The organism is Acinetobacter pecorum (assembly GCF_014837015.1).
Classification (GTDB): domain Bacteria; phylum Pseudomonadota; class Gammaproteobacteria; order Pseudomonadales; family Moraxellaceae; genus Acinetobacter; species Acinetobacter pecorum.
In genome coordinates this window covers 180,885-200,478 of sequence record NZ_JACSPT010000003.1, presented here as the reverse complement: position 1 = coordinate 200,478, position 19,594 = coordinate 180,885, and the positions used below count along the sequence as shown (strand labels likewise).

16 protein-coding genes are annotated in these 19,594 nt (G+C 43.0%); 6 read left to right on the top strand and 10 right to left on the bottom strand.

Annotation, left to right across the window (positions count from 1 at the left end; all coding sequences use genetic code 11):
- Positions 1 to 94: 94 nt before the first annotated feature.
- On the bottom strand, positions 95 to 862 hold the full coding sequence (locus H9629_RS04015; protein ID WP_191730574.1) for a hydroxymethylpyrimidine/phosphomethylpyrimidine kinase: 768 nt from the start codon (positions 860 to 862) through the stop codon (positions 95 to 97).
- 98 nt (positions 863 to 960) lie between these two features.
- Here H9629_RS04015 and H9629_RS04010 point away from each other — a divergent pair, with 98 nt between their 5' ends.
- Positions 961 to 1,608 (top strand): HAD family hydrolase, encoded by a 648-nt coding sequence (locus H9629_RS04010; RefSeq protein ID WP_191730571.1) that lies wholly within the window; start codon positions 961 to 963, stop codon positions 1,606 to 1,608.
- 164 nt (positions 1,609 to 1,772) lie between these two features.
- On the opposite strand, the gene H9629_RS04005 is transcribed toward H9629_RS04010, so the two are convergent.
- Complete coding sequence (locus tag H9629_RS04005; RefSeq protein ID WP_191730573.1) at positions 1,773 to 2,228, bottom strand: hypothetical protein; 456 nt, start codon at positions 2,226 to 2,228, stop codon at positions 1,773 to 1,775.
- A gap of 84 nt (positions 2,229 to 2,312) precedes the next feature.
- A complete protein-coding gene (locus tag H9629_RS04000) occupies positions 2,313 to 2,921 on the bottom strand; it encodes a DUF805 domain-containing protein (RefSeq protein ID WP_064097111.1) in 609 nt (202 codons plus the stop codon).
- 485 nt (positions 2,922 to 3,406) lie between these two features.
- Here H9629_RS04000 and H9629_RS03995 point away from each other — a divergent pair, with 485 nt between their 5' ends.
- The 4 genes from H9629_RS03995 to H9629_RS03980 all read left to right on the top strand — a co-directional run bounded on the left by H9629_RS03995 (position 3,407) and on the right by H9629_RS03980 (position 10,540).
- Positions 3,407 to 4,651 carry a carbohydrate porin gene (locus tag H9629_RS03995; protein WP_064097112.1) on the top strand — a complete coding sequence of 415 codons (1,245 nt, stop codon included), beginning with the start codon at positions 3,407 to 3,409 and terminating at the stop codon, positions 4,649 to 4,651.
- A 169-nt stretch (positions 4,652 to 4,820) separates the two neighbouring features.
- Positions 4,821 to 7,223, top strand: a complete 2,403-nt coding sequence (locus H9629_RS03990; RefSeq protein ID WP_064097113.1) for a glucose/quinate/shikimate family membrane-bound PQQ-dependent dehydrogenase — start codon at positions 4,821 to 4,823, stop codon at positions 7,221 to 7,223.
- 320 nt (positions 7,224 to 7,543) lie between these two features.
- Positions 7,544 to 9,658 (top strand): TonB-dependent receptor, encoded by a 2,115-nt coding sequence (locus H9629_RS03985; protein ID WP_064097114.1) that lies wholly within the window; start codon positions 7,544 to 7,546, stop codon positions 9,656 to 9,658.
- Positions 9,659 to 9,949: 291 nt separating this feature from the next.
- On the top strand, positions 9,950 to 10,540 hold the full coding sequence (locus H9629_RS03980) for a DUF4142 domain-containing protein (RefSeq protein WP_064097115.1): 591 nt from the start codon (positions 9,950 to 9,952) through the stop codon (positions 10,538 to 10,540).
- A gap of 147 nt (positions 10,541 to 10,687) precedes the next feature.
- Here the strand turns inward: H9629_RS03980 and arsH are convergent, their stop codons facing one another.
- Genes arsH through H9629_RS03965 form a run of 3 tightly spaced genes read right to left on the bottom strand, consistent with a single transcriptional unit; the run spans position 10,688 to position 12,765 of the window.
- Positions 10,688 to 11,392 (bottom strand): arsenical resistance protein ArsH, encoded by a 705-nt coding sequence (gene arsH, locus H9629_RS03975; protein ID WP_064097116.1) that lies wholly within the window; start codon positions 11,390 to 11,392, stop codon positions 10,688 to 10,690.
- 4 nt (positions 11,393 to 11,396) lie between these two features.
- Entirely contained in the window at positions 11,397 to 12,437 is a 1,041-nt protein-coding gene (arsB, locus tag H9629_RS03970; protein WP_064097117.1) for an ACR3 family arsenite efflux transporter, read from the bottom strand.
- 10 nt (positions 12,438 to 12,447) lie between these two features.
- Complete coding sequence (locus H9629_RS03965; RefSeq protein WP_064097118.1) at positions 12,448 to 12,765, bottom strand: metalloregulator ArsR/SmtB family transcription factor; 318 nt, start codon at positions 12,763 to 12,765, stop codon at positions 12,448 to 12,450.
- 83 nt (positions 12,766 to 12,848) lie between these two features.
- On the opposite strand from H9629_RS03965, the gene arsC reads away from it, so the two are divergent.
- Positions 12,849 to 13,277, top strand: coding sequence for an arsenate reductase (glutaredoxin) (gene arsC / locus H9629_RS03960; RefSeq protein WP_064102510.1), 429 nt, complete (start codon positions 12,849 to 12,851; stop codon positions 13,275 to 13,277).
- A gap of 108 nt (positions 13,278 to 13,385) precedes the next feature.
- Here arsC and H9629_RS03955 read toward each other — a convergent pair whose 3' ends face one another.
- From H9629_RS03955 to H9629_RS03945, 4 genes are all read right to left on the bottom strand, one after another.
- Positions 13,386 to 14,525, bottom strand: a complete 1,140-nt coding sequence (locus tag H9629_RS03955; RefSeq protein ID WP_081408815.1) for a Shedu immune nuclease family protein — start codon at positions 14,523 to 14,525, stop codon at positions 13,386 to 13,388.
- 110 nt (positions 14,526 to 14,635) lie between these two features.
- The gene (locus H9629_RS03950; protein ID WP_064096468.1) at positions 14,636 to 15,919 is read right to left on the bottom strand and encodes a ribonucleotide-diphosphate reductase subunit beta; all 1,284 of its coding nucleotides are present in this window, start codon (positions 15,917 to 15,919) and stop codon (positions 14,636 to 14,638) included.
- A gap of 140 nt (positions 15,920 to 16,059) precedes the next feature.
- The gene (locus tag H9629_RS15455) at positions 16,060 to 16,188 is read right to left on the bottom strand and encodes a hypothetical protein (protein WP_004645881.1); all 129 of its coding nucleotides are present in this window, start codon (positions 16,186 to 16,188) and stop codon (positions 16,060 to 16,062) included.
- 129 nt (positions 16,189 to 16,317) lie between these two features.
- Complete coding sequence (locus H9629_RS03945) at positions 16,318 to 19,155, bottom strand: ribonucleoside-diphosphate reductase subunit alpha (RefSeq protein WP_064096467.1); 2,838 nt, start codon at positions 19,153 to 19,155, stop codon at positions 16,318 to 16,320.
- Positions 19,156 to 19,594: the final 439 nt, after the last annotated feature.

Here is a 19,594-nt window from a genome sequence, read left to right as displayed (position 1 = left end):
GTCGGAAGCAAAATGCTAGCTCATCTTGCTTCTTTCCAATAATTTAATCTCTGTTGCACTTCATTTGAGAATCTAAGTTTTAAAACATGTGATTTTAAAAACGCTTTGGAATTCTCTGGCCATTTGGAACAGGAATCTCAGCATTTTTTAATACCCCAAATAGCCAGGTTTCAGCATGCTGTACTGCAGTTTTTAACTGATCACCCATGGCCAGACGTCCGGCTATGAAACTGGCCAGTGAACAGCCTGAACCATGATATTCACCTGGCAAACGGGGACAACGGGTTTCGTTAATCAACTCACCTGCAATATACAGGCTGTTCTGAATATAATCAGGCGTATCTTCATGGCCACCTTTGACCAAAACCGCCTTTGCACCCATTTCAAATAATTTTTGAGTGGCCAGTTTGAGGTCTTGTTCACCGGTCAAGGCACGCAGTTCAACTGTATTTGGCGTTAGGATGGTGGCCAATGGAATAAGCTGGGTAAATGCTTTGACTAACGTTGCCTGATTGCCCAGTGAACCACCACTATTGGCGACCAAAACCGGATCCAGCACATACAGATAATCTGGATGTGCAGTCAGAAATTCGGCCAGAGCCGCGATATTGTCTGTAGTGCCTAACATGCCGGATTTTACGCAACGAATGGGCAAGTCATTTACCACCGCATTGGCCTGTGCCAATAGCAATTCTCTGGAAGTGGCTTCGAAACCAAAAACCTGCTGTGAATTTTGAATGGTGAGGGCTGTGCAGGCAATTGCCGCATGTGCACCACTTTGACCAATGGCTTCAATATCTGCTTGAAGGCCGGCTCCACCTGAAGGGTCTAAACCGGAAAAGCAAAGTACGGTAGGGCGCAAAATGATGTCCTTCATTCACTAAAATTGCATTAGTATAGGCAAATTTGAATGAACTCTCGATATTAATTTATATCGGTGCCGATGAGAGGGGATAGGCGGTGATTAAGAATATTTTAATTGATCTGGATGGAACATTAACTGACCCGAAAGTGGGGATTACGACGTCTGCGCGCTATGGTCTGGAAAAGATTGGTTATCCGATTAGCGATGAGATCAATATTGACTGGATTATTGGCCCACCCTTAAAAGCCTCGCTAGCCAAAATCTTAAACGTTGAAGCCGATCATGTTCTGGCCGAGCAGGCTCTGATGGCTTATCGGGAGCGCTTTGCAGTGAAGGGTCTTTATGAAAATCATGTTTTTGAGGGTGTAGCAGAAACCCTGGCAGAACTGAAGCGCCGGGGCTATCGCTTGTTTGTCGCTACGGCAAAACCGACAGTGTATGCTAAACAAATTCTGGAGCATTTTGATCTGGCCCAGTATTTTACAGAAATTTATGGCAGTGAGCTGAATGGCGAACGAACCAATAAAGCTGAACTGATTCAATATATTCTGGAGCAGCAACAGCTGCAGGCCGATCAATGTGTGATGGTCGGGGATCGTGAATATGATATTTTTGGCGCACGTCATAATGGCATTGACTCCATTGCCGTGAATTATGGTTATGGCAGTCAGGATGAGTTAGCACTGGCACAGCCTAAATATAAAATAGATAGTTTTAATCAGTTATTAGATTATTTTAAATGAAATTTCTTGTTTGCTTAATTGATTTGAACTGATTTTTAGAGATGCTGGGATCTATCAGCGGGTGAATCTATAGAGATCAGTATATCTAGAAGATAAGCTCTTTTATTAAACGCTGACCCGATTAAAATCTCGCTCTCTGCGGGATTTTAATCTTGGACGAATACTTAAAGCGTCAAAAACCAGGTTGATGCCAGCACCACCATAATAATGATCACCAGCAAAATTTTGATGATCGTCATTCGATGTTGGGGTGGAAGTTTGGCTTTGGTCAGTGCATTTCCTGCGTGGTCGAACAGGATGACATTTTGCACACTACTTTCATAACCGAGTTCGAGCAAAGCGCGCTTTTCAACTTCAGTTAAACCATCTTCCGGCAAATCCATGATTTGCAGCAATGCTATAGGACTGAATAGCCTTTTCATGACCGGTGAGGGTAACAGCTGTTTTAGGGTCACTGCGGCTGCATCAAAGTCGGCAATAATACTCCGGGGATGGTCATAAGGTACATCCGGTAGGCGTGTATGTGTGATCGTGCCATCTATATCCATTAGCTGCATTTTGTCTTTATAAATTTGCACCCATACAGCATCTGGAAATTTTACTAATTGTTGTTGCAGCATTGGTAAGGTCTGATTTTGTTGATATTTACCCACTAAATAAGCGATAAACGTCTATAGCATCAAGACGGGATTTGTAAGGTTCGGTTATTTGGCAGGAGGACCATATTCATTGTTTTGTGGTCTGGTTTCAGTTGCCCACCACCAGATCAATACAAGAACACCAATCACGGTAAGCATCAGTAATTGCCACCAACCAGAGCGTCCAATATCATGTAAACGACGCGCGCCAACTGCCAGACTCGGGACCAGAAGTGCCAGATTAAGCAGGCTATTTACTATGGGTTCAGTGCCTAAAACTGTATCTATGACCTCAGCAATAATGCCTAAAATTACACAAAACAGCATAAAAAACCAAAATTCTTTACGGCGTGCCCGGCCAGAAAAATTTGCATAGTTGGTCAGACATTTTACAAACCAGTCAATGCTGCTGTAGTTTTCCTCGGCCTGATCCAGATTGGAATATTTACCGAGCTCACTGGAAATTTTTTCCCCGAGATAAATGGAATTGCCCAGAGCCAGATAAACATCAGAGGCTTCACCCGCGCTGTTTACGATAAAATCGACCCGATCTCCGCGTGATGGCGGACGTTCTGCACGCCAGTCTGCACCATTAAAAGTATAGTGCTGGTTATCATCCCCCGAGATCACCCCGGTATTGTTTTGGATAGAAAAATTAAGGATTGAGCCTTTCATGCTGGTTCTCGTCTATCAAGCTGGATTATTGTTTTAACGCGAGGTGATTTCTTATCAGAATAACTTTAGCATAACCTGATTTTTAAAAATTCATAGTGAAATGGCAGCAGTTTTCTCATATATTCAGAAGTGTTATAGCCTCAGTACTTCGATCTTCAATTCAGGAAAAATGGAGATACCGGATTATTAAGAATAAAGAAGGTAAAACAGTAATCCAGTTGATTTATTTGTGAAGCTTTTATCTGAAATTCAAGCTCAATTTACTCTGTAAATATCAACTTTTATATTTAGGATATGGTTTTATGTCTTAATATATAACATCATAATAAACAGTTAGTTATGGTTTTTGTGTTTACAAAAAATATATAATAATACTAATAATAACAACATTTTATTCATATTTTTAATTTATTAGTAACAATTTTTAAAACCCAACAGGCATACAATAAGAAACTTCATATTTTGTGATGAGGGTATCACATTTAATGTATATCTCCCCATTATCCAAAGCCATTTACCTTTGCTGTGCTTCTCTACTCTTGACCACTACAGTTACGCATGCCGAGACCGCTTTCAGTACAGAAAGCCTATGGATGTTTGGTGACTGGAACGGAAAACGTACCCAGTTGCAACAACAAGGTTATGATTTAAATTTTGGTTATACCGGTGAAATGGCAAGCTTGATTGATGCCCAGAGATCTTCAAGCCATAGAACTGAATATGCAGACCAGTTTGTTTTTGGGACTCATCTGGATCTGGCTAAAATTGCAGGCTGGCAAGATACCGAAGCGCAAATTACTGTCACCCAGCGTAATGGTCATTCACTTTCTCAAAGCTCTGCTGCTTTAAATGACCATTTGAGTTCAGTGCAAGAGGTCTGGGGCCGTGGTCAAACCTGGCGTTTGACTGATTTATGGATCAAGAAACAATTCCTGGAACAAAAACTGGATGTGAAAGTCGGACGCTTCGGCGAAGGTGAAGACTTCAATAGTTTTGACTGCGATTTCCAGAACCTGGCACTGTGTGGCTCGCAAGTCGGGAACTGGGTTGGTGATCAGTGGTATAATTGGCCGGTAAGCCAATGGGCAGCACGGGTCAAATACAACATTAGCCCTGAACTTTATGCCCAGGTGGGTGCTTATGAATACAACCCTGAAAATGCCAATCATCGTGGTAAAGGATTTAACCTGAGCACGGATGGTTCAAAAGGGGCAATGCTTCCTGCAGAAGTGGTCTGGACACCGAAAGTGGGCGTACAAAAATTGCCGGGTGAATACCGCGCCGGTTATTACTACAGCACAGCGGAGGCTGAAGTCATTTCCAATCCAGATCAAACCGATCATCACCATGGGGGCTGGGTGGTAGCCAAGCAGCAATTTACTGCACATGACGGAGATACTTCGCGTGGTTTGACCGGCTTTTTGAATGCAACAGTGCATGATTCCAAAACCAATAGTGTCACCGATATGCAAAATATCGGGTTGGTTTATAAGGGTGCAATGGATTCACGTCCTCAAGATGAAATCGCATTTGGTATTGCAAGGATCAATATGAATGACGATGTCATTGGTAACCATCATCAAGAAGTCGATGCAGAAATTTACTATGGTTTGCATGCCACTCCCTGGCTCACCATTCGCCCGAATGTGCAATATGTTCGTCACGTCGGTGCATATAAAGATGGTGAAAATGTCTGGGTAGGTGGAATCAAGTTCAATACATCATTCTAAAAACAGTTTTTAGTTGTAAATACACTATTGAATCTCTAAATCTTTTATTGCTTTGATGAGTAATGCCTGCTTAAGACATTGATGTATTTCTAACTAAGAATTTAACAATAAGGGTGCTTATGCCAGTCTGGTACATGAGCTTTCAAAAAAACTTTTATAGGCGTTCAATATGAATACTTCATCTTCAGGTTCGGTATTGAGAACGATTCTAGCAGTCATTGCCGCTGTTTTCGGTGTAGGACTGCTGATTGGAGGGATTTATCTTGCAGTGCTGGGTGGGTCTTGGTACTACATCATTGCAGGTATACTCTTTATTGCAACCGCAGTGCTGTTATATCGACGAAAGAGCGCTGCACTCCTGGTTTATGCCGTATTCGTTTTGGCAACGGTGGTGTGGGGGCTGTGGGAAGTCGGTTCAGATTTCTTTGCACTTGCGCCGCGTTTGGATATTTTAGGTCTGTTTGGTCTGGCTCTGCTGATTCCGGCGGTAACACGCGGTTTTGATCAAAGCAAAGGTGCGAAAATTGCCCTAGGCAGTTCACTGGCCATTACCATCGCTGTCATGATTTATTCTGTATTTAATGACCCGCAAGAAATTCGCGGTGAATTAAAATCCAAGCAGCCTGCTGCCCACCAGCCAATCCCCGGTGTGGCAGATGAAGACTGGCCTGCTTATGGCCGTACCCAGTCCGGTTTACGTTATTCACCCTTAAAGCAGATTAATACTGAAAATGTCAAAGATTTGCAGGTGGCTTGGGAATATCACACGGGCGAATTCAAGACTGAAAATGACTCGGGCGAAACCACCAATCAGGTTACTCCAATCAAGGTGGGTGACAACATGTACATCTGTACCACTCACCAGAAATTGACTGCGCTTGATCCGGCAACTGGTAAGGCGAAATGGACCTATGATCCAAAACTAAAAGCTGATCATACCTATCAGCATTTAACCTGCCGTGGTGTATCTTATTATGATGTCAACAATACGGCTGGTTTTGAAACTAGTCTCGCTTCGAAAAAAAGCAGCTCTGCTGAATGTCCACAAAAAGTCATTTTACCGGTCAATGATGGGCGTCTGGTTGCGGTAAATGCAACCACCGGTAAAGTCTGCTCTGACTTTGGTAAAAATGGTGAAGTTGATCTGCAAAAAGATATGCCATTCCCATATCCGGGCGGTTATATTCCAACCTCACCGCCTGTAGTAACCGGCACCACCATTATTATTGCGGGTTCAACCACAGATAACTATTCAACTGAAGAACCGTCAGGTGTGATCCGTGGTTATGATGTCAATACCGGTGAACTGCTTTGGGTATTTGATACAGGTGCTGAGGATCCGAATTTAATTCCTGCACCGGGTCAGAAATTTGTACATAACTCTCCAAATGCTTGGGCACCTTTGGCCTATGATGCAGAGCTGGATATCGTCTACGTGCCAACGGGTGTCGGTACCCCGGATATTTACGGTGGTCACCGTACCGAGTTAGACGAGCGTTATGCCAACTCGATGCTGGCCTTGAATGCGACGACCGGTAAGCTGGTATGGAACTTCCAGACTACCCATCACGATTTGTGGGATATGGACGTACCTTCACAGCCGACATTGACCGAGATCAAAGACAAAAACGGGAATATGATTCCGGCTATTTATGTCTTGACCAAAACCGGGAATGCTTTTGTGCTGGATCGTCGTAATGGTAAAGCCATTGTACCGATTACCGAAAAACCGGTACCACAATCTGTGAAGCGTGGCCCTCAGACCAAAGGCGAGTTCTATTCTAAAACTCAACCGTTCTCTGATTTTAATCTGGCGCCACAAGAGAAATTGACCGATAAACAGATGTGGGGTGCGACCATGTTCGACCAGTTGGTCTGCCGTGTTGCGTTCCACAAACTGAATTACGATGGCATTTATACCCCACCTTCTGAAAATGGGACGCTGGTCTTCCCGGGTAACCTGGGTGTGTTTGAATGGGGTGGTATGTCGGTGAATCCGGACCGTCAAATTGCACTGACCAATCCGATTGGCTTGCCATTTGTATCAAAACTGATTCCTCAAGATCCGAACCGTCCTAAGACGGCTAAAGGTGCAGGCACAGAAGCCGGCGTTCAACCGATGTATGGCGTGCCTTATGGCGTTGAAATCAGTGCGTTCCTGTCTCCGTTTGGGCTGCCGTGTAAACAGCCATCATGGGGCTTTGTTGCAGGTGTGGATTTAAATACTCATGAAGTGGCCTGGAAACGCCGCATCGGTACCATTCGTGACAGTATGCCGGGCATCCCATTGCCACCATTCAAAATGGGTGTGCCGATGCTGGGTGGACCTATTTCAACTGCGGGTAACGTAATGTTTGTGGGTGGAACTCAAGATAACTATATCCGTGCCATTAATGTGAACAACGGTGATGAGTTGTGGAAAGGCCGTCTACCTGCAGGTGGTCAGGCTACACCAATGACTTATGAAGCCAATGGCAAGCAGTATGTGGTCATTATGGCGGGTGGTCATGGTTCCTTTGGTACCAAAATGGGCGACTCTCTGGTGGCTTATGCCTTGCCAGACAATAAGTAACTGACTCTCTGTTGTTGTATGGAAAAGCCTGATTCGTCAGGCTTTCCCATCAGTTTTTTTATAAACCTTTAGAATATTAAAGAAAATCATGTGGGCTGCACGATATTGAATGAAGTAAACAAAGATTTTGATAAATTGCTTTGATAGGTGACTTCTATTGACCACGCAGCTTAAAACTAAAATTTCTACTTGTAATCTGATCAAGCAAACTCGATCTACTGATCATTGAAGATCAAACCGGCTTATAGAATTAATCATGTGATGTGCTTCGGCAGCTTATGAGTTTTCTAAGTCATAGAGATAACTGGAACCTACAAAATATGCAGCATCAATTTCGACATCTCCCTGTAAAAACCACATTATCCTGTTTAATCGCCTGTATGAGCCAGACGCTGTATGCTGAAAATACTGCTACAGAAGTGCAAAAACTTGCGCCTATTATTGTGCAGGCGACCCGAACTGACCGGGAGAAGTTGAGCACGCCTGCATCGGTTTATTATCTGGAGCAGGCACAACCAGAGAACAGCCTGAATGTGAACCTTTCGGAAACATTAAAAGGTGTTCCAGGACTGCAGTTAAATAACCGTGAAAACTATGCTCAGGACCTGCAAATTTCGATGCGTGGCTTTGGTGCGCGCTCCAGTTTTGGTGTACGGGGTGTACGTTTATATGTGGATGGAATCCCTGCAACAATGCCGGATGGACAGGGACAAACCTCGAATATTGATTTGAACAGTCTGGACCATATTGAAGTATTGGGTGGTGGATTTTCATCACTGTATGGCAACTCTTCCGGGGGAACGATTTTAACCACCACGCGAGAGGGGCAAGGTACCGACTCGATTGAACTGGGTCATTCTGCCGGCAGTCAAAATAAAGGGCAGACCAAGCTAGTTTTGCAAGGCGGTTCAGAAAATGCCAATGAGCCGAGCTATATGATCAGTTCGTCCTATTTTGATACCGACGGTTTCCGGGATCATAGCGGCGCGCATAAAGTCCTGAGCAATGCCAAGCTGACTTGGGACCTGGAGGACGGCTCTAAAATTAACTGGATTAATAATTACGTTAAAATTGCTGCGGATGATCCCGGTGGGTTGACTCGCGAACAGTGGCAAGCCAATCCTAAACAGGTCGCTACGAATGTCCTTTTATATAATGCGCGTAAAGAAATCGAACAGCTACAAACCGGGATGACTTGGAATAAACCGATTAATGATCAGCATGAACTCTACGGGATGGCCTATTGGGGACAGCGTGCAGTTACCCAATATCAGTCAATTCCGCGTACAGCACAAAGTGGAGTCAATCATGCCGGTGGCGTAATTGATTTTGACCGTCATTTCTACGGTGCTGACCTGCGCTGGACAGCTAAAGATATTTTGCCAAATGCTAATCTGATTGCCGGTATCGCCGTGGATACCATGACCGAAGACCGTAAAGGCTATCAAAACTTTTCAGGCAATACCTTGGGTGTAAAAGGTGAACTTCGCCGGGATGAAGACAATCGCTTGTGGAATCTTGATCCATATCTGCAAGCATCCTATGCATTCTTGCCAGACTGGACGCTGGATGCCGGCTTGCGTTATAGCAATGTGCATTTTAAGTCTGAAGATAAATTCCTTTCCAATGGCGATAATTCAGGCAAAACCGATTATCAAAAATTATTGCCATCTTTAGCATTAAGCTGGAAAATCTTACCTGAGCTGATGGCCTATGCCAGTTATGCCCAAGGCTTTGAAACCCCAACATTTACCGAAATGTCTTATCCTGCAAATACTGCTGAAAACCGCAGCTTAAGTTTAAAAGCAGCGGAAAGCGAAACCTATGAAGTCGGTTTGAAATCTGCCAGTGAGTGGGGAGATGTCACCGTAGCAGCCTTCCAGACCAGGACGAAGAATGACATTGTTTCTGCAGGGAGTGACAATGGTCGCTCTACTTTCCGTAATGCCGATAAAACTTTAAGAGAAGGTGTGGAACTCTCCTGGAACAAAAACCTGTGGCGCGATCTGACTGCACAAGCCAGCTATAGCTATATTGATGCCACTTTTGATGCAGATATTCCTGCTATAGGTACTGTTCCTGCCATTACAGACGGGAACTATATTCCAGGGATTGCCAAAAATCAGGCATTTTTAAGTCTGGGCTGGAAACCAGATAATGGTCTACACATTGGACTCGATATTCGTTATAGCGACAAGATTTATGTGAATGATTTAAATTCTGATACTGCACCAAGCTACACGGTCGCTGGCGCCAATGTGGGTTATCAATGGAAAATGCCGGATTGGTCAGTGAATACTTTTGCACGGGTCGATAACCTGTTTGATAAAGATTATTCTGGTTCGGTGATTGTCAATGAAAGCAATAGCCGTTTCTTTGAGCCGGCAGAAGGGCGGAACTGGAGCGCTGGTCTGAGTGTGACAAAAGAATTTTAATTCAGATGGTTCACTGTTCCTAAATTAAAAATAAAAAGGTCCCGTTATATCAGCGGGATTTTTTTAAATCTTGCTCACCACTAGTGCTTGTCATACTTATATGCAAGCGTCCAATAACGTAGTTTTTTGCAAATATCAAATAAATGAACTAATCACCAACAGTCTTTGCCTAACTTAATAAACACTTTATATTTTGCTTAAAAAAACAACTCAAACCTTATACTGTTTTTCAGGTAATTCACCTACTTTATAAAGGCAAATTTAATCGATAAAACGTTAAAGGGTGCCATTATGAAAGCTATTCAAATGAAGAAGATGATGAACTGTGTTGCGGTCAGTGGTGCATTAATCTTTGCTGCAGGCCAGACGATGGCAATGAACCAGCAAGCTACGCACGCTGGGAAGCAGCATTCTGCAGTATCGAGTGACAGTCGTGTAAATTTGACTGAAGGTCAGGTGATCAAGGTATTAAGCACAGCCAATAATGGTGAGATTAAGCAGGCTAAAACCGCATTGCCAAAACTGAAAACGCAAGAAGCCCGTAATTATGCACAAATGATGATTACTGATCATACAGCCAATGAGAAAAAAGCTCAGGCCCTGGCAAATCGTTTAAATCTGAAGCCACAAACAAGCAGTATCAGTACATCATTGCAAAATGACAGCGACAAGATGGTGACTATGCTGAGTCGATCAGCTACTCCGGATAAAGACTATATGACCAGTCAGGTAGAAGTTCATCGTAAAGTAGTGACCATGCTAGACAAGCAGTTGATTCCGAATGCTAAAAATGCAGAATTAAAAAATATGCTGACCCAAACCCGTACTGCGGTCGCTGCGCATCTGAAAAAGGCTGAACAGATCGTTGCCAAGATGAAATAACTTAAAACTCATCCTTTGATTGGGAAATCTGGCATTGATCATGCCAGACTTTTCCCTTAATTGTGCTTTATAAAAAATCCCGCTTTTTAAGCGGGATTTTTTAATATAGAGGTTTTTAAAAGATGAATCGAAAGAATCTGGAAAATACTAGATTGTCTGCTGATTTACCCGCTTTGATAATTCTTCGGCACTTTCCATCCGTTCAGAATATCGATCGGTGAGATAAGCAGACTGACCGCGGGTGAGTAGAGTGAACTTGTAGAGTTCCTCCATCACATCCACAATGCGGTTGTAATAAGGTGATGGTTTCATGCGACCATCTTCTTCAAATTCAAGGAAAGCTTTCGGTACAGAAGACTGATTTGGAATCGTGATCATCCGCATCCAGCGTCCTAAAACACGCAACTGATTCACTGCATTAAAGGATTGCGAACCACCACAAACCTGCATCACGGCCAGCGTCTTGCCTTGAGTCGCACGAATTGCACCGGCTGCCAGAGGAATCCAGTCAATTTGGGCTTTTAGAATCGAACTCATCGAACCATGACGTTCCGGTGAACACCAGACCATGCCTTCTGACCAGGCCAAAAGTTCATGCAGTTCTTTTACCTTAAGGTGGCTCGTATCTGCATCCTCAGGTAAGGGTAATCCTTTGGGATGGAAGATTCTGACTTCGGCGCCAAAATATTCCAGTATCCGGCCCGCTTCCTGAACAGCGAGCCGGCTGTAGGACCGTTCACGGTTTGAACCATACAGCAGCAAAATCCGGGGTGGATGATCCAGTGCTTTGGCCTGAACTTTGTCCAGCGTCGGTGTTTCTAGCAGATTCAAATTGATATTCGGGAGATCCATCGGGTTATGCCTCTTTAAACACTTTTTTTCTTAGCCATAATGAAACGCTGACCAGCGCAATCAGAACCGGAACTTCAACCAGAGGGCCAATCACGGTGGTGAATGCCACAGGGGACGCGAGACCAAAAGTGGCAATCGCAACCGCCAGCGCCAGTTCAAAATTATTACCGGCAGCGGTAAAAGAAATGGCCGCAGTTTTAGGATAATCATTGCCCATCCACTTGCTCATAAAGAAGCTGATAAAGAACATCACAATGAAATAAATGGTCAGGGGAATAGCAATTCTGAGTACATCCAGTGGCAGGCTGACCACATCACCGCCTTTAAGGCTAAACATGGCGACAATGGTAAACAGCAAAGCCAGCAGGCTGAGCGGACTGATTTTTGGAATAAACTTCGTTTGATACCATTCCAGACCTTTTTGCTTGACCAGAATCAAACGTGTCAAAAAGCCCAGCAAAAATGGAATCCCCAGATAAACCAGAACCGCGTGGGTAATCGTCCAGAAGCTGACATCAATCACCTGTGCTTCCACACCAAAATAAGGCGGCAAGAAGGTCAAAAACAGCCAAGCATAGCTACTGAAAAACAGGATCTGGAAAATACTGTTAAATGCCACCAGTCCGGCCACATACTGGTTATCGCCACAAGCCAGACCATTCCAGACCAGCACCATGGCAATACAACGCGCCAAGCCGATCAGGATGACACCCGTCATATATTCAGGATAGGATTGCAGAAAAATCAGCGCCAATGCAAACATCAGGCAGGGTGCAATCAGCCAGTTCTGAACCAGAGATAGGGTAAGTGTGCGTTTATCCTTAAATACCTGCGGCAAGGTGGCATAGTCCACTTTGGCAAGTGGTGGATACATCATGATAATCAGACCAATGGCAATCGGAATATTGACCGAATCAATACTCATCCGGTCTAAAGTAATTGAAGCTTGAGGAAAGAAAACCCCAATCCCGATCCCCAGCAGCATGGCGATAAAAATCCAGATGGTCAGATTCTTATCTAAGAATGACATTTTTGAAGCAGACATGATATTGGGCTCAGGATAATTCGCAAGGTGATGAAATGGTAGATTTTAACTTTTGAATTTCTGGATCTTGTGCGATGACTTTTAATACTTCATTTGCCCAGACCGGCAAATCAGGATTTAAACGGTAATAAACCCATTGCCCTTGGCGTTGATCTAGCAAAACGCCCAGATTTCTCAATAAGGCCAGATGACGGGAGATTTTGGGCTGGCTCAGATTTAATTGCTCTGTGAATTCACAGACGCAGACATTCTGTTTGGCCATGACCAGCTTTAAAATATCTAAACGTGTTGAATCGGCAAGACATTTGAAAAAATCGGTCTGGTGCATCACGATATCCTGATATATTTACTATTGCGAATATACGGATATCCGTATATAAAAGCAATATTGTGTATACACTGAGAAAACTCATGTCTCAAAAGATCAAGATTTATCATAATCCTGAATGTGGAACCTCTCGAAACACCTTGGCCTTGATCCGTAACACCGGTGAGGAACCACAGGTAATTGAGTATCTGAAAACACCACCAACAAAGGAAGAACTGATTCAGTTAATTCGGGATGCAGGTCTGTCAGTACGTGAAGCGATTCGTAAAAATGTAAAGCCCTATGAAGAACTTAACCTGGAAAGCAGCCATTGGATAGGTGATCAACTGATTGATTTCATGCTGCAATATCCGGTTTTGATCAATCGTCCATTTGTGGTGACTGAACTTGGTGTGAGATTGTGTCGACCATCAGAAATTGTTTTAGATATTCTTTCCGCTCCGCAGCGCGCAGCTTTTAGCAAGGAAGACGGGGAAATGATTATTGATGAAGCAGGGAAACGGTTGAAATAAATTCCAGCATTGAAGCAGATAAGTCAGATCGTAAAAAAGCCACCGCAGAGGTGGCTTTTATTTAATATATATTTTATTGAAAACTTATTCTAGATAAAGTCCCAACTATTAATGGTGATCAACAATAAACTTGGCTCGATCATAAAGTTCATCAAAAGTAATAATTTCAACATTCTTAGAATTTTGACGAAATAGCTCAAAAGTCTTCTTTTTTATTTCTTGGTTTTTGTTGTTATCCGTATCAATTTCAGACCAATTGCCAATAATTAATATTGTTTTTGAATCGTAAGAGTTCTGTGCGATTGTTTCACCATTATTATTATAGTTAACTGATCCCATTTGAAGTTTAATTTGCCCACATGCTTTATGTTCTAGTATCTGAGAATGTGCATCATATAAATCAGAAGAAAGTCTCCAGCACCCTGAGCGATTCAAACTCTTGGCAAAAAGTTGAGTATCAGGTCTTTTGATTTCAACAAAAGTAGTAAATTTTTTATCGCCAAGCAAGAAGTCTGCTAATACTGCATTTGTTTGATCTAAACAAGGCGTATTTAGATGTACTTCCCTTTGAAGAATTGCTTGAAATTTATAATCTAAGCCATATCCAAATATCCATTCATTGGTTTCAAAAAAATGTTGCCAAACTTTTTCTAAATTTGATTTTTCTAAATTATTATCCTTCTTATAAATTTGGATATACTCTTTATCATTCAAAAGTTTTTCAAATTTTTGCAATGCTAATTTACGATAGCCTGTATTTACTAAATCGCGATCTGAGATTAAACCTTCTTCTAAAAAATGTTGGATTAATTCTGCTTGATCTGTAGAAATCAAACTTTTAGTGATTAGATTGGTAATAGATGTTTTGGGGTTATTATCTGAATCTAATTTTAAAGAAATTTTACGTTGACTGAGTTCAGCAATATTGAGTGCTTTTAGTATCTCTAGAAATTCAATGATATGGCTTAAAGTAAAAGAGGAAAGGAGTATTTCACCTTTTTTCAATCCATTATTATAGGTAGTTAAAGTTAAACCTTTTACGTCATTTTTACAGTAAGCAAGTTTTAGTCGTATTCGGGGACTTATTTGAAACATTAAATCTTCTGAATTTTTTTCGGGAAAAATTATACTTAAAAGTTTACCTGGTTGATTTGTAAGATTTGCTTGATATAAGGTAAATAAATCTGAGCTATGTACATATTCATCATCAGTGGTTTTTAGTGAGCTCATAAATGGTTCATATTTCATAAATTCATCTCATTTATTTGATTTATATAAAAATATTTTTTTAATTTGAATCACAATAAAAAAGGGAGGGATAAACCCTCCCTTTTTTTAGAAATAAATCTAAAAAAACTTTACCAGCTTAACGCACCGCCAGTTTGGTAATCTGTTACGCGCGTCTCGAAGAAATTCTTCTCTTTACGCAAGTCCATCATTTCTGACATCCACTGGAACGGGTTGTTCACACCAGCGAACTGTTCAGGCAAGCCTAACTGCGCCAGACGACGGTTGGCAATGAACTTCAGGTATTCTTCCATCATGCCAGCATTCATGCCAAGTACACCGCGTGGCATGGTATCACGTGCATATTCGATTTCCAGCATTGTACCTTCAAGAATCATCTGGATGATTTCTTCCTGGAATTCAGTCGTCCATAGACCCGGGTTTTCGATCTTGATCTGGTTGATCATGTCGATACCAAAGTTCAGATGCATAGACTCGTCACGCAGGATGTACTGGAATTGCTCGGCTACACCATTCATCTTGTTACGACGACCCATAGACAGGATCTGGCTGAAACCACAGTAGAAGAAGATACCTTCAAGTACACAGTAGAACGCGATCAGGTTGCGAAGCAGGATCTGGTCGTTTTCAGGTGTACCAGTTTTAAAAGTAGGATCACTTAAAGACTGGGTATATTTCAGGCCCCACGCCGCTTTACGTGCAACACTTGGTACTTCGCGGTACATATTGAAGACTTCGCCTTCATCCATGCCTAAAGACTCGATACAGTATTGGTAAGCATGCGTGTGAATCGCTTCTTCAAATGCCTGACGCAAGATGTACTGACGGCATTCAGGGTTGGTAATGTGACGATAAATCGCCAGTACCAGATTGTTTGCAACCAGTGAATCGGCAGTCGAGAAGAAACCAAGTGAACGCATCACGATGGTACGTTCATCTTCAGTCAAGCCATTTTCAGACTTCCACAGCGCAATGTCGTGGTTCATGTTGACTTCTTGTGGCATCCAGTGGTTTGCACATCCGTCCAGATACTTCTGCCAAGCCCATTCGTATTTGAACGGTACAAGCTGGTTCAAGTCTGCACGACAGTTGATCATCGCCTTATCATCAACCTGAACACGTTGTGCACCCATTTCAAGCTCTTCAAGGCCTGGAGCAACATCAAGTTGATCTAGGGAAGCAGATGCTCTTGCCAGCGAATCGGTTGGATTTGATCCTCGGTTTTGAGTGGCTCTAAGGGGTTGTGCAGCTGCCACATCCGGCGATGCGTTGCCTGCATCAGATACCATCTGTGAATTAGTCGCTTTTTGCGGCTCGACGGGCGCAGGCTGCTGTTCAGGTGCAGCCGGTTTTTGCGAATCATCTTCGAAATCGTCCCAACTTAGGATAGACATATCAATTCTCTCTACGTTGCTTTATATCTTTTATGAGACATTCAGCTTGGCTGAGATGTCTTACTATACGCTTAATTTGTGTAAGCAAAATTAAGTTTTGTCGATGAGTGTTATGAATTTATACATAAGCACAATCCCCACTACTTATTTTGCTTACGCTGCTGGCGAACTTTGAACCAGAAATAAGCAATCGGTAAATAAAAGGTAATACCAAAGGAAATCAGCAATGCCGCAAGTCCTAACATGTAGTTATGAGTCATATGAGGCATTGAGGTTTCCTTTGTTTGTTATTTTAATCTCCCTAAATCCCTCTTTTAAAAAGAGGGACTTTCACATGTCAGATGACTGAGCTGTGATCCCCCTCCTTTTAGGAGGGGTTAGGGGAGGTCAAGCGAAGCTTATTGACAAGCTTCACAATCAGGATTGTCAATTGAACATGCCATTGGCACTGGAGCTGCTTGCGCAAAACCTTCTTCCTCTACAGAAGCCTCAGGTTTTTGTGCTTCAACGACAGGAGCTGCTGCTACAACAGGAGCCGCAACAGTTGCAGGTTTAACTGCATTCAATGCGCCAGTGTTGATTGTAGATTTCTCAGCAGAAGTCGCACCCAATGCACGAAGGTAATAAGTCGTTTTAAGACCACGTAACCATGCCATCTTGTAAGTGATGTCCAGTTTCTTACCGTTTGCACCAGCGATGTAAAGGTTAAGAGACTGCGCTTGGTCGATCCATTTTTGACGACGTGATGCAGCATCCACGATCCAGCGAGTTTCAACTTCAAACGCAGTCGCGAAGATGGCTTTAAGCTCTTCAGGAATACGGGAAATCTTTTGCACAGAACCTTCGAAGTGTTTCAGGTCGTTGACCATTACCGCATCCCAAAGACCACGTTCTTTCAACGCACGTACCAGGTACGGGTTAATCACGGTGAATTCACCAGACAGGTTTGATTTCACATACAGGTTCTGGAAGGTTGGCTCAATAGATTGAGACACGCCACAAATGTTTGAAATCGTAGCAGTCGGAGCAATTGCCATCACATTCGAGTTACGCATACCGTCTTTTTGAACTTTGGCACGTAAAGTGTCCCAGTCCAGACGTTGAGTGCGGTCGACTTCGAACATGCGTTCAGGACGAGTTTTCGCAACCAGATCAAGCGAGTCGATTGGCAGGATACCTTGATCCCACAATGAACCCTTGAATGTTTCGTATGTACCACGTTCAACAGCCAAATCGCTTGAGGTTGAAATCGCGTAGTACGAAATCACTTCCATCGATTCATCAGCAAACTCAACCGCAGCATCAGAACCATAAGCCAGGTTCATTTCGTATAACGCATCCTGGAAGCCCATGATACCCATACCGACTGGACGGTGTTTCAGGTTCGAGTTGCGCGCTTGTGGAACAGCGTAGTAGTTGATGTCGATCACGTTGTCGAGCATACGAACAGCAGTTTTAACTGTACGTGCCAGTTTTTCACGATCAAGAACACCACCTTGAACGTGTTGTACCAGATTGATCGAACCCAGGTTACATACTGCGATTTCTTCTTTGCTGGTGTTCAGCGTGATTTCTGTACACAGGTTAGAAGAGTGAACCACGCCTACGTGTTGTTGTGGTGAACGCAGGTTACATACGTCTTTGAATGTGATCCACGGGTGACCAGTTTCAAACAGCATAGACAGCATTTTGCGCCACAAATCTTTTGCACGGATTTTCTTGTGCAACATGTTTGTTTCTTTGGCAATTGCTTCGTAATGTGCATAACGCTCAGCGAATTCAGCACCAGTCAAATCATGCAGATCAGGCGTTTCAGAAGGGGTGAACAGTGTCCATTCCGCATCTTCGAATACACGTTGCATGAACAGGTCAGGAACCCAGTTCGCAGTGTTCATGTCATGGGTACGACGACGGTCATCACCGGTGTTCTTACGCAGTTCAAGGAATTCTTCGATGTCCAGGTGCCAGGTTTCCAGGTATGCACATACTGCACCTTTACGCTTGCCACCCTGGTTAACCGCAACAGCTGTATCGTTCGCTACTTTCAGGAACGGAACAACACCTTGAGACTTGCCGTTAGTACCTTTGATGTATGAGTTCAAGGCACGAACTGGTGTCCAGTCATTACCTAAACCGCCTGCCCATTTAGACAGCATTGCGTTATCACGCATCGCGCCATAAATGTCATACAGATCATCATCAATCGTGGTCAAATAACAGCTAGACAATTGTGGACGTAACGTACCTGAGTTAAACAGGGTAGGCGTCGAAGCCATGTAGTCGAAGCTAGACAACAGGTTATAGAATTCGATTGCACGTTCTTCACGGTTTTCTTCATTGAGCGACAAGCCCATAGAAACACGCATAAAGAACAATTGCGGAAGTTCGAAACGTACGCCATCTGAATGGATGAAGTAGCGGTCAAATAAGGTTTGCAGACCTAAGTAGGTGAACTGGTTAGAGCGTTCCGGTTGAATCGCAGCAGCCAGTTTGGCCAGGTCAAAGTTCAGCAATTCTGGAGAAAGCAACTCAAGCTCGATCCCTTTTTTCAGGAAAGTTTCAAGCGCATCGCCTTCATTGGTGTCTGTCGGAAGACCCAAAAACTCTAAACCGGTGGCTACTAGGTCATCACGCAACAGACGTGCAGTCACATAAGTATAGTTTGGTTCCTGTTCGATCCGGGTACGGGTCGCCATCATCATGGTGGTAGAGATATCAGACTCTTTTACACCGTTGTAGAGGTTTTTCACGGTCTCATCGATGATCGCCTGAACATCAATTCCTTCCAGACCTTGAGCAGCTTTTTCTATAGTCGCAGTCAACTCGCTGAGATCTAATGGTTTTAATTTTCCTTCAGCATCAGTGATTTGTAGCGTCGGGTGATGATTCGCACCTAACTGTTTACGCGCTTCAGAACGTTGTTCACGGTAAATAACATATGAGCGTGCAACTTTCTGTTCGCCCGTACGCATTAGCGCAAGTTCAACTTGGTCTTGAATTTCTTCAATATGAATCGTTCCGCCAGAAGGTAAACGACGTTTAAAGGTATTTAATACCATTTCCGTCAGTTGCTCGATACGATCATGAATTCGGCTCGAGTCAGCGCTTTGTTGGCCTTCAACCGCCAAAAATGCTTTACCAATTGCGACAGAAATTTTTTCTGCATCAAAAGCGGCAACATCACCGGTGCGTTTAATCACCTGAAGTTGACCAGGAGTTGAAGTGATTACGCTCATGTTAGCATAGCTCCATTGTCATCTATTTTTATGTTTATGGACCGTTTGAACCGGGCAAAATTCGTGCCACAGTATTTGAGGAATAAACACAAGACCTAGTGGTTTTAAAATTAATTGAGCACAAGATACGGGAAAATTTAGGGTAGATCAATATTGACATTCAGCTAAATATTTTTCTTTAGTTGTGCTTTAATCATTGCAAAAATATCGCTATTTTTATTGATTTTTGTATAAGCCTTATCAGGCAAGGCATAGCATAACAAAGTCCAAAGAAAGTGCTTATAGATAACATTGTGGATAACTAAAAAGCGCTCAATCAAGCAGTCATATTTTGTTCATGTAATAGTTGTGTAAGCCCCAATTCAGATCTAAGCCACTGTTTCAAGCACAACTGCCCAAAAAATGCACGATAAAATATTACAAAATGCTATCTTGATGT